Genomic DNA, 11,464 nt, shown 5'->3' with positions numbered 1-11,464 from the left:
CTTTTCACACCCTTTTATTTGTAAATGCACCTATTAGATTGTTACAATCTTATATCGTATGCTTATTCAGACTCGTCCTAAAAAATGCTATACTTTTCTATAGGACAATTTTCAATTACTTAAGGATGTGAGCACTGTGTCATTTGATGGTATTTTTACATATGGCATTTTACAAGAATTATCTGAGACCTTGGTTTCAGGACGAATTTCAAAAATATATCAGCCGTTTCCAAACGAGTTGATTTTACAAGTACGCGCTAAAGGTGAAAACCGCAAACTTTTAATCTCAGCTCACCCTAACTATTCACGCGTTCATTTTACAAATGAGCCCTATGAAAATCCATCTGAGCCTCCTATGTTTTGTATGCTTCTTCGCAAGCATTTAGAAGGAAGCATTATTGAACAAGTGTATCAGCTTGGATTAGACCGCATTTTAGTCATTGAAACAAAAGGACGAAATGAAATTGGCGACGTGACGTACAAGCAGCTTATTATTGAAATCATGGGAAGACATAGTAATGTTGTACTTGTAGATAAAGAAAAACAAACGATTATCGACAGTATTAAGCATGTTCCAATGGCCTTGAACAGGCATCGTACGCTTCTACCCGGAGCTCCTTACGTACTGCCTCCTAGCCAAGATAAGCTTCATCCATTTGAAGCGGACGAGGAAACCGTGGTTAAAAAAATTGATTTTAATAGCGGAAAGCTAGCTAACCAGCTAGTGCAGACCTTCTCAGGGCTTTCTCCTTTAATTGCAAATGAAGTAGTGTTTCGCTCTGGCTTAGCGAATCGTTCTACCCTTCCAAAATCATTCGTCGAAACCATGACGCTGATCAAAGAAGGTCAGTTTACACCGACTCTGACAACCGTTAATCAAAAAGACTATTTTTATTTACTCGAATTAACGCATTTAGAGGGTACGAAAAAAACGTATGCAACTATCAGCGAGCTTCTTGACCGCTATTACTACGGGAAAGCAGAGCGAGATCGTGTAAAGCAGCAAGCGCATGATTTAGTACAGTTTATTTCCACCGAGAAAAAGAAAAATGAGAAAAAAATAAAAAAACTTGAGCAAACGCTGCAAAATGCAGAAAAAGCATCTGATTATCAGCTAGCCGGTGAACTCCTTACGGCAAATTTACACCTTGTCAAAAAAGGAGATGCGAAAGTGGATGTTATTAATTATTACGATGAAAATAGCGGTACACTTACGATTTCATTAGATCCGCAAAAATCACCGTCTCAAAATGCTCAAAGCTATTTTACAAAGTATCAAAAAGCGAAAAATTCCGTTTCGATTGTAATCGAACAGATTGAAAAAGCAAACGAAGAAGTACAGTATTTTGAATCACTTATTCAGCAAATGGATACTGCTACTCACAAAGACATTGCCGAGATTCGCGAAGAGCTTGTGGAAGAAGGATATTTGCGCAACCGTCAGCAAAAGCAAGCAAAAAAACAAAAAAACACCACGCCTACACTTGAACAATACGTTTCAAGCGACGGCACGACGATTTTAGTTGGAAAAAACAATAAGCAAAATGAGTATTTAACAAATCGCCTTGCTGCTCGTGATGACGTTTGGTTTCATACGAAAGATATACCGGGTTCTCACGTTGTTATCCGCAGCCAAGAGCCTTCAGAAGAAACAATTTTAGAAGCGGCTCACCTTGCTGCTTACTTTAGTAAAGCCAAGAATTCAAGTTCGGTACCAGTGGACTATACAAAAATTCGCCACGTAAAAAAACCAAGCGGTGCTAAACCTGGTTTTGTGACGTACGATAATCAGCAAACGGTGTACGTCACGCCTAGCGAAGAACTTGTACTGAAGCTGCGCCAGTCATAACAAAAACCCCCTTTCTATATAGGGGGTTTTTAGTTTAGTTCATCCATGAAGGATCTGAAGGATTTTCACGCCATTTAAATAGCTTTTCCATCGCTTCTTCTTCAATGTATCCCGCTTCGTTTGCCGCCTCTACTAGCGTAGAGTAGTCTGTTAAAGAATAAACTTGAAGTTCTTTTTCTTTAAACAGCTGACGCGCTTTTTCCAGCTCATATGTAAAGATAGAAACAACTCCTAGCACTTCACAACCCTGCGCTTTTAATGCATCGACTGCGGTAAATACACTTCCGCCAGTTGAAATCAAATCTTCAATCACAACTACTTTTTGACCTTTTATTACTTTTCCTTCAATTTGATTTCCTTGGCCATGTTCTTTTGCTTTGCTTCGCACATAGCACATCGGAAGCTCTAGCGCTTCACTTACCCATGCTGCATGAGGAATACCAGCTGTAGCTGTACCAGCAATCACTTCTGCATTGGCAAAATACGTTTTAATTAAATGCTGCAGACCTTTTGCAATTTCTTTTCGCACTTTTGGGTAGCTAAGCGTTAGACGGTTGTCACAATAAATAGGCGACTTAATTCCAGAGGCCCACGTAAACGGATCGTTCGGTTGAAGGCTTACTGCCTCAATATCAATTAATTGTTTTGCAATTTCTTTTCGTAGTTTTGTCATCGCGTAATACGCTCCCCTTTCCACTGCTGTAACATCTCATAATATGCTTTAAGCGGGTCTTTTGCTTTAGTAATAGAACGTCCAACCACAATGGCACTTGAGCCATATTCTCTCGCTAGCTGAGGCGTTGCTACGCGGACTTGGTCATCTACTGAATCTGCGCCCATACGAATACCCGGCGTTACGGTCAAAAAGTCCTCTCCTGCTGCTTTTCGAATCGAAGGCACTTCATGAGTAGAACATACAACGCCGTCTAGTCCGCTTTTTTTAGCAAGCGCTGCATAATGCGTAACCACTTCTTGCATCGAGTGCGTAATCAGCTGCTGCTCTTTTAGCATTTCATCCGATGTACTTGTTAGCTGAGTAACCGCAATACAAGCCGGACGTTTTTTGCCAGCAGCGGTTCCTAAGTCAAGTCCTTCAACGGCTGCTTGCATCATATTCGTTCCGCCGGCTGCGTGAACGTTAACCAAATCCACTTCAAGAGAAGCCAAAGACTTCATTCCTTGCTTTACCGTATTGGGAATATCATGAAGCTTTAAGTCTAAGAAAATCTGGTGGTTTTGCTCTTTTAATGCAGAAATAATGGATAGCCCTTCTTTATAAAACAGTTCCATGCCTACTTTCACAAATAATGATTCTTGTTGAAAAGGCATTAAAAACTGCTGTACATCGTTAATTGATGAAAAATCAAGAGCAATGATTAACGGTTGCTTCACGCTTTTTCCAGCTCCTTCCAATACATTCTGAAACATGCTCGTATCCTAATGATGTTAATAGCCTTGGCAGTTCGTCAATGATGGTTGGGCATACATACGGATCGACAAAGTTTGCTGTACCAACCGCTACGGCACTTGCACCTGCATATAAAAATTCAAGTGCATCTTCAGCAGTCGTCACTCCGCCCATACCGATAATTGGAATGTTTACTTTTTGGCTCACTTCATACACCATTCGAATCGCTACCGGTTTAATTGAAGGTCCTGACAGTCCGCCTGTGCCGTTCGCTAAAACCGGCTGAGCTGTTTTCAAATCCAGACGCATCCCGAGAAGCGTATTGATCATCGTTAAGCCATCCGCGCCAGCTTCTTCAACAGCCATTGCCATGTCTACAATATTGGATACGTTTGGTGATAGTTTAACATAAACTGGAACATTTGAAACATCTTTTACCGCTTTTGTTAAACGAGCAGCGATGACAGGATCTACGCCAAACGCAATTCCGCCTTCCTTTACGTTAGGACATGAAATATTCAATTCAAGTGCTTTCACATTTGATACGGTTGAAATTTCTTTTGCTACGTGCACATATTCTTCAATTGAAGCACCGGCTACGTTCGCGATAATCGGCACATCATATTGCTGAAGCCAAACGAGCTCTTCATTCATTACTTTTTCTAGCCCAGGATTTTGTAATCCAATCGCATTTAACATTCCTGCAGATGTCTCCGCTACGCGAGGAGTTGGATTGCCAAAACGAGTTTCAGCAGTAGTCGCTTTAATCATAATGGCTCCAAGTGCATCAAGTGAATAAAATTGAGCATACTCACGCCCAAATCCAAAGCAGCCGGATGCTGGCATAATTGGATTTTTCAAATCTAACCCTGGCAATGTCGTTTTTAGCATACTCATAGAAGCACCTCCCCTGCTTGAAAGACGGGACCGTCGCTGCAGATTTTTTTATACGCCGTAGAATCTTCACTTTCCCTGCATACACATGCAAAGCAAGCCCCGATTCCACAGCCCATTCTTTCTTCTAAAGAAATGTAAAGCGGCTTGTTTGTATAATTATTTTCTAGTGCTTTTAACATCGGAGTTGGACCGCATGAAAACATAACGTCATATGAAAACTGATGCTCGTCAATCACCGTTGTGACAAAACCTTTTGTTCCGTAAGAGCCGTCTACCGTTGCAATATATGTTTCTCCTAAAGCTAAAAACTCTCGTTCATAAAATACGTCTGCTTTTGATTGAAAACCCAGGACGTGGATAACCTGCACGCCTTTTTCACGAAGTCTTTTTGAAAGCTCATAGAGCGGAGGCACTCCAATGCCTCCCCCTACTAATAAAGCCGTTTGACCTGACTCTATTGCATCTAATGGAAAACCGTGGCCAAGGGGACCTAACACGTCAATCGACTGTCCGGCTTGTTTTTCAGCCAGCAGCGATGTTCCCGCCCCTTCTGCACGGTAAATCATCGTAAATTGTTCGTGCGTTTGATCAATTTCTGCAATACTGATTGGTCTGCGAAGCAGTGGCAAATAGTCGTTGTTAACGCGGATATGCACAAACTGTCCCGGCTCATTCATGAAACGAACAAGCTCGCCTTGAAGGGTTAATTTATATACATTGTGTGTTAACGGTCGCTGACTGACGACTTGCATCATTTCATGTTTGATCATACGGTTGTCACCTCTTTGGTTGGACGAACTTTTTTCATTGGCGTTGTATGGAAGCTGATCGTTTCAAGCACTCGTAAAATCGCTTCTGCTGTATCAAGTGATGTTAAGCAAGGTACGCCATTTTCAACTGCTTCACGGCGAATTTTAAATCCGTCACGCGCAGGCTGTTTTCCTTTTGTTAGCGTGTTGATGACCAGCTGGGCTTCACCTTTTCGTATCACATCTAAAAGATTGTGATCTTCATGATGAATTTTATTTACTATTTTTACGCGAATGTCTTCTTTTGTAAACGTTGAAGCTGTTCCTTCCGTTGCAATCACCTGGTAGCCAATATTAGCAAAGCGCTTTGCTAACGCTGTTGCCTCTTCTTTATCTTTATCCGCTACTGTCATAAGTACTGAACCGTACGGCTTAATGGACATACCTGACGCAATTAGTCCTTTATATAATGCTTTTTCGTACGTTGAATCTTGCCCCATTACTTCTCCAGTAGATTTCATTTCAGGTCCAAGCGTAATATCTACGCGGCGCAGTTTTGCAAATGAGAAGACCGGCACTTTTACGTAGACGCCTTCTTCTTCAGGATGCATGCCTGATTCATACCCAAGATCTTTTAAACTTGTTCCTAAAATAACTTTTGTTGCCACATTCGCCATCGGAATACGCGTGATTTTACTTAAGAACGGCACCGTACGGCTTGAACGAGGATTTACTTCAAGAACAAACACTTCTCCTTTTGACAAGACGAACTGAATGTTAAGCAGGCCAATAATGTTTAAGCCTTTTGCAATTCGTGTTGTGTAATCAATGATTGTATCTTTTACGTCCTGTGACAGAGTTTGCGGTGGATATACAGCGATGGAGTCGCCTGAGTGGACACCCGCGCGCTCTACATGCTCCATGATCCCTGGAATAACCACTGTTTCACCGTCTGAAATGGCATCGACTTCAATTTCTTTTCCCGTTAAGTAGCGGTCGATTAATACAGGGTGATCAGCGTGTACTTTTACCGCGTGTTTCATATAGTGAAGCAGCTCTTCTTCTTTGTACACAATTTCCATCGCGCGTCCGCCCAGTACATATGAAGGACGTACAAGCACCGGATAACCAATTTCTTTCGCCACAACCACTGCTTCTTCAACTGAAGTAACCGTCTTTCCAAGCGGCTGAGGTACTTCTAAACGCGCTAGCGTCGCTTCGAATTTTTTACGGTCTTCCGCTGCATCTAAGCTTTCAAGCGACGTACCTAAGATCTTGACCCCTCTTGCTTCTAGCTCATCCGCTAAGTTGATTGCTGTTTGACCACCGAACTGTACAACCACACCTTCTGGTTTTTCTAAATCGATGATATGCATCACATCTTCAATCGTCAGCGGCTCGAAGTATAATTTATCTGAAATACTGAAGTCAGTTGACACTGTTTCTGGATTGTTATTGACAATAATCGCTTCGTATCCAGCTTCTTTAATCGCCCACACCGAGTGAACCGTTGCATAGTCAAACTCAATTCCTTGCCCAATGCGGATCGGACCTGACCCTAACACTACAACGCTTTTACGATCTGTAACAATCGATTCATTTTCATCTTCAAACGTACCGTAGAAATATGGTGTTGTAGATTCAAATTCTGCTGCACATGTATCTACCGTTTTGTATACTGGCATCACGCCGTTTTGTTTGCGGAAGTCGTATACTTCACGCTCTGTTTGATTCCATAGCTTAGCAATCGTGCAGTCTGCAAATCCCATTTCTTTTGCTTCCTGTAAAACTTCTACATTATGAATCTCTTCTTTTAACACATTTTCAAAAGCAATCACTTTTTCAAGTTTTACTAAGAAGAAAAGATCGATTTTGCTCCACTCGTGAATTTGCTGAATTGTTACGCCGCGGCGAATGGCTTCTGCGACGTAGAATAATCGCTCATCGCCAGCTTTGCGAATACGTTTTTCAATAATGGCATCATCAAATTCATGCGCATCTTTTAGCTCTAAGTGATGAACGTTTGACTCAAGTGAGCGTACGGCTTTTAAAATTGACTCTTCGAACGTGCGGCCAATTGCCATTACTTCCCCTGTTGCCTTCATCTGTGTACCTAGTTTACGGTTAGCTGATTCAAATTTATCAAACGGCCAGCGTGGAATTTTAGATACGATGTAATCTAGTGCAGGTTCGAAACATGCGTATGTCTTCCCAGTTACCGGGTTCATCATTTCATCTAATGTTAACCCTACCGCAATTTTTGCAGCTAATTTTGCAATTGGATACCCTGTTGCTTTTGATGCTAAGGCCGACGAACGGCTTACACGAGGGTTTACTTCAATTACGTAATACTGGAAGCTTTCTGGGTCTAGTGCTAGCTGAACGTTACATCCGCCTTCGATTTTAAGCGCTCGGATAATTGTTAGTGACGCATTTCTAAGCAGCTGATACTCACGGTCGCTTAGCGTTTGGCTTGGTGCTACAACAATTGAATCTCCCGTATGAATACCGACCGGGTCAAAGTTTTCCATATTACATACTACAATCGCATTATCGTTTGCATCGCGCATTACTTCATATTCAATTTCTTTAAAGCCTGCAATGCTTTTCTCAAGTAAGCACTGTGTTACAGGACTGTGTTTTAACCCACTTGTTACAATTTCAATCAGCTCTTGCTCGTTGTTACAAATTCCGCCTCCCGTACCGCCAAGCGTATAAGCAGGACGCACGATTACCGGATAGTTTACTTGTTCAACAAACGCATACGCTTCGTCTAGTGAATGAATGATTTCACTTGCTGGGACAGGCTGATTTAGTTCATTCATTAATGAACGGAACTGCTCACGGTCTTCAGCTTGTTCAATCGCTGATAATTTTGTCCCGAGAATTTCTACGTTAAATTCTTCTAAAATGCCCGTTTCGTGTAATTCTACCGCTAAGTTCAGTCCCGTTTGACCGCCAAGCGTTGGAAGCAGTGCATCCGGGCGTTCTTTACGAATAATTGAGCTTACAAATTCAACCGTTAGAGGTTCAATATATACTTTGTCTGCCATTTCTGAATCTGTCATGATTGTTGCAGGATTGGAGTTCACAAGAATAACTTTGTATCCTTCTTCTTTTAACGCAATACATGCTTGCGCTCCTGCATAGTCAAACTCTGCCGCCTGTCCAATGACGATTGGTCCTGATCCGATTACGAGAATTGTGTTAATATCTTGACGTTTTGGCATTAGCAATTACCTACTTTCTGATTGTTTTTCATAAGATCCATAAATTCGTTGAACAATCCGTTTGCATCTTCAGGTCCCGGTGATGCTTCAGGGTGATACTGAACCGTAAATGCCGGATATTCTTTATGCTTTACTCCTTCAACTGTTCCATCGTTAAGCGCAACGTGCGTCACTTCTAATGGCGTGTTGACAAGAGATGGCTCACACACTGTATAGCCGTGGTTTTGAGATGTAAGAGCTACTTTATTGGTTTTTAGATCCTTTACAGGATGGTTGGATCCACGATGACCAAATTTCATTTTTTCTGTATCTGCTCCGCATGCTAGGGCAAACAGCTGATGTCCTAAACAAATTCCGAAAAGCGGAACCTTCCCTAAAACCCCTTGAATCATCTCGATTGCTTCCGGTACGTCTTTTGGGTCTCCAGGTCCGTTGCTTAACATGATGCCATCTGGATTTAATTGAAGAATTTCTTGCGCAGTTACGTTATAAGGAACCACAATCACGTCGCATTGACGAGCTGTTAATTCACGTAAAATTCCGTGTTTCATTCCAAAGTCAACGAGTACCACTTTTTTACCTCTGCCTGGGCTTGGGTAAGGCTTCACCGTTGATACTTTTTTAACTGAATCAGTCGGAAGTTCATGATTTTGAAGCTGTGCTACCACTTCTTCTACATTGACTTCCATGCTGCACACGCGTCCGCGAAGCGCACCGTGCTGACGAATTTTTCGCGTTAATTTTCGCGTGTCGATTCCAGCTAATCCTGGAATATCTTTTTGTTTTAAAAATTCATCTACTGATAGTTCGCTTCTGAAGTTTGAAGGAGCATCACAAATTTCTTTTACAATCAAACCGTGTACAGCTGGTTCAATCGACTCAAAGTCATCGCGGTTAATACCGTAGTTTCCGATTAAAGGATATGTTAATGTCACAATTTGTGCACAGTATGATGGATCAGATAGAATTTCTTGATATCCTGTCATTCCCGTGTTGAAAACAACTTCTCCTGTCATTTCTTTGTCGCTGCCGAATCCTTTTCCGATAAATACTGTTCCATCTTCTAAAATTAGTTGACGTTGCATGCTTTAACATCCTCCCATACTCGTTTACCTTCTACTAATGTCATTACCGGCCAACCTTTGCATACCCAGTTAGCAAACGGCGTGTTTTTACCTTTTGATACAAATTCTTCTGGATTAATTGCTTTTTCTGTTTCAAGATCAATGATGGTTAAATCCGCTGTTTTTCCCACTTCAATCGTGCCATAAGGAAGATTGAATGTTTCAGCCGGCTTGTTTGTTAAATACGATACTAGCTGCTCTAGCGTCATTACTTCTTTTAATACCAAGTTTGTATAAAGAAGCGGGAAAGCTGTTTCAAGTCCCACAATTCCAAACGGCGCAAGCTCCATGCCTTCTGCTTTTTCGTCCGCTGTGTGCGGTGCGTGATCAGTGGCGATAAAATCAAGCGTTCCGTCTAATAAAGCTTCAATTAATGCCTGTTGATCATCTTTTCCTCGAAGCGGCGGATTCATTTTGAAATTCGAATCAAGTCCCGGGATATCTTCTTCATTTAGTAACAGATGATGAGGCGTTACTTCTGCAGTTACGCGAATGCCTGCTTTTTTCGCATCACGAATGGCGCGAATGGATTCTTTTGTACTTACGTGACACACATGGTAGTGACAGTTTGCTGCTTCAGCAAGCAGGACATCTCGTGCAATTTGAACGGCTTCGCAGATAGATGGGATACCGTTTAGTCCATGTTCTTTTGCAAATTTCCCGTCGTGTACGCAGCCTTTGTTAATTAAATCATTATCTTCACAGTGTGCAACGATTGCTTTGTTTAATGAAGCGGCTTTTTTCATCGCTTCTAGCATCATTCCTGTTGACTGAACCCCTACTCCATCATCTGTAAAAGCAAATGCTCCCGCTTCTTTTAAGCCTTCAAAGTCCGTTAATTCTTTTCCCAATTGACGAGTAGTAATCGATGCGTACGGTAATACGCGCACATGTGCTGTTTGTTCAATGCGCTTGTTTACCCACTCCATTTGTTCAACAGTATCAGGCACTGGACGCGTGTTCGGCATTGCAGCAATTGCTGTAAAACCGCCCTTTGCAGCTGCTAGAGTACCTGTTTCAATTGTTTCTTTCTTTTCTCCCCCTGGCTCACGCAAGTGAACGTGGACATCGATTAAACCCGGTGATAAGAAGTTCCCGCCTGCATCAATGACTTCTTCATTCTCTACGTCAATGTGTGAAGCTATTTCAGCAATTACACCATTTTCAATTTTCAGTTCGACTTTTTCAATTTTTCCTTCATTTAACCATGTAGCATTTTTGATAATTGTTGTCATTATTAAGTCCCCTTTCAATTGGTTGTAGCGCTCTTGCTAATACTGCCATGCGAATGTATACGCCATTTTGCATTTGTTTAAAAATTCTTGAACGTTCACATTCAACGAGCTCATCTGCAATTTCGACTCCTCTGTTCACCGGAGCTGGATGAAGAATAATGCTATGTGATTTCATTTTCCGCTCTCGTTCAACGGTTAATCCGAAGCGGCTATGGTAGTTCTTTGCAAGCTCTGAAGTGTTCTCTTCATGCCTTTCAAATTGAATACGCAGTAGCATCACAACATCGACCGTTTCGATTGCTTCATCGATATCAAGATATGTACCGTGTCTGTTCTCTTCATCTTTCCATTCTTCAGGTCCCGCAAAATATACGGTCGCCCCTAGTTTTGTCAGCATTTCTGCATTCGATCTCGCTACGCGGCTATGTCGCAAATCTCCGACTATTGCGACTTTTAATCCTTTAAACGAGCCGAACTCTTGGCGAATTGTCAGTAGATCAAGCAGACACTGAGTTGGATGCTGACCGCATCCGTCTCCTGCATTAATGATGGGAATCGATACTTTTTCCTGCAGTGCTTCATAATAACGATCTTGCGGGTGGCGAATAACAACTGACTGAACACCGATTGAAGCTAATGTTTCAATCGTGTCATAAAGCGTTTCTCCTTTTTGGACGCTTGAAGTTGTTACTTCAAACGGAATTGTTGTTAATCCTAGCTGCTGTTCTGCCATTTCAAAGCTGCATCGAGTACGCGTGCTCGCTTCAAAAAATAAGTTGGCAACAAACATTTTCTCTTCCGGTTTCCATCCTTGTTTATTCGTTCGATAGTTTTCAGCGCTGTCTAAAATCTCTAGAATTTCATTTGTTTCTAGTGTTGAGACTGTCACTAAATGTTTCATATCGATTCCCTCCATTTTTGCTTTCCTCGCATTTCTTTATAAAAAACACCCTTTCTAACTTAGAAAGGGTG

Annotated in this window: 9 protein-coding genes; 1 reads left to right on the top strand and 8 read right to left on the bottom strand. The window is 41.7% G+C overall.

The window, feature by feature from the left end; all coding sequences use genetic code 11:
• Positions 1-136 precede the first annotated feature (136 nt).
• Positions 137-1,849 carry an Rqc2 family fibronectin-binding protein gene (locus ACH6EI_RS03285; RefSeq protein WP_028411460.1) on the top strand — a complete coding sequence of 571 codons (1,713 nt, stop codon included), beginning with the start codon at positions 137-139 and terminating at the stop codon, positions 1,847-1,849.
• A 34-nt stretch (positions 1,850-1,883) separates the two neighbouring features.
• Here the strand turns inward: ACH6EI_RS03285 and pyrE are convergent, their stop codons facing one another.
• The 8 genes from pyrE to ACH6EI_RS03245 are packed head-to-tail and all read right to left on the bottom strand — an operon-like array spanning position 1,884 to position 11,393.
• Positions 1,884-2,522 carry an orotate phosphoribosyltransferase gene (gene pyrE, locus ACH6EI_RS03280; protein WP_028411461.1) on the bottom strand — a complete coding sequence of 213 codons (639 nt, stop codon included), beginning with the start codon at positions 2,520-2,522 and terminating at the stop codon, positions 1,884-1,886.
• A complete protein-coding gene (gene pyrF, locus ACH6EI_RS03275; RefSeq protein ID WP_098626934.1) occupies positions 2,519-3,241 on the bottom strand; it encodes an orotidine-5'-phosphate decarboxylase in 723 nt (240 codons plus the stop codon). Before pyrF ends, pyrE begins: the two co-directional genes overlap by 4 nt.
• On the bottom strand, positions 3,213-4,154 hold the full coding sequence (locus tag ACH6EI_RS03270; protein ID WP_013058933.1) for a dihydroorotate dehydrogenase: 942 nt from the start codon (positions 4,152-4,154) through the stop codon (positions 3,213-3,215). Before ACH6EI_RS03270 ends, pyrF begins: the two co-directional genes overlap by 29 nt.
• A complete protein-coding gene (locus ACH6EI_RS03265) occupies positions 4,151-4,924 on the bottom strand; it encodes a dihydroorotate dehydrogenase electron transfer subunit (protein ID WP_328152849.1) in 774 nt (257 codons plus the stop codon). The genes ACH6EI_RS03270 and ACH6EI_RS03265 overlap by 4 nt, the downstream gene beginning before the upstream one ends.
• A complete protein-coding gene (carB, locus tag ACH6EI_RS03260) occupies positions 4,921-8,133 on the bottom strand; it encodes a carbamoyl-phosphate synthase large subunit (RefSeq protein WP_014458390.1) in 3,213 nt (1,070 codons plus the stop codon). The genes ACH6EI_RS03265 and carB overlap by 4 nt, the downstream gene beginning before the upstream one ends.
• Entirely contained in the window at positions 8,133-9,218 is a 1,086-nt protein-coding gene (locus tag ACH6EI_RS03255) for a carbamoyl phosphate synthase small subunit (protein ID WP_028411464.1), read from the bottom strand. Before ACH6EI_RS03255 ends, carB begins: the two co-directional genes overlap by 1 nt.
• A complete protein-coding gene (locus ACH6EI_RS03250; protein WP_028411465.1) occupies positions 9,203-10,492 on the bottom strand; it encodes a dihydroorotase in 1,290 nt (429 codons plus the stop codon). The genes ACH6EI_RS03255 and ACH6EI_RS03250 overlap by 16 nt, the downstream gene beginning before the upstream one ends.
• Complete coding sequence (locus tag ACH6EI_RS03245) at positions 10,455-11,393, bottom strand: aspartate carbamoyltransferase catalytic subunit (protein WP_028411466.1); 939 nt, start codon at positions 11,391-11,393, stop codon at positions 10,455-10,457. Before ACH6EI_RS03245 ends, ACH6EI_RS03250 begins: the two co-directional genes overlap by 38 nt.
• Between the last annotated feature and the right edge of the window lie 71 nt (positions 11,394-11,464).

Source organism: Priestia sp. JSM ZJ58, assembly GCF_044383985.1.
Lineage (GTDB): Bacteria > Bacillota > Bacilli > Bacillales > Bacillaceae_H > Priestia > Priestia zanthoxyli.
The sequence above is the reverse complement of the archived record's forward strand: the minus strand, read 5'-3'. Positions and strand labels throughout refer to the sequence as shown.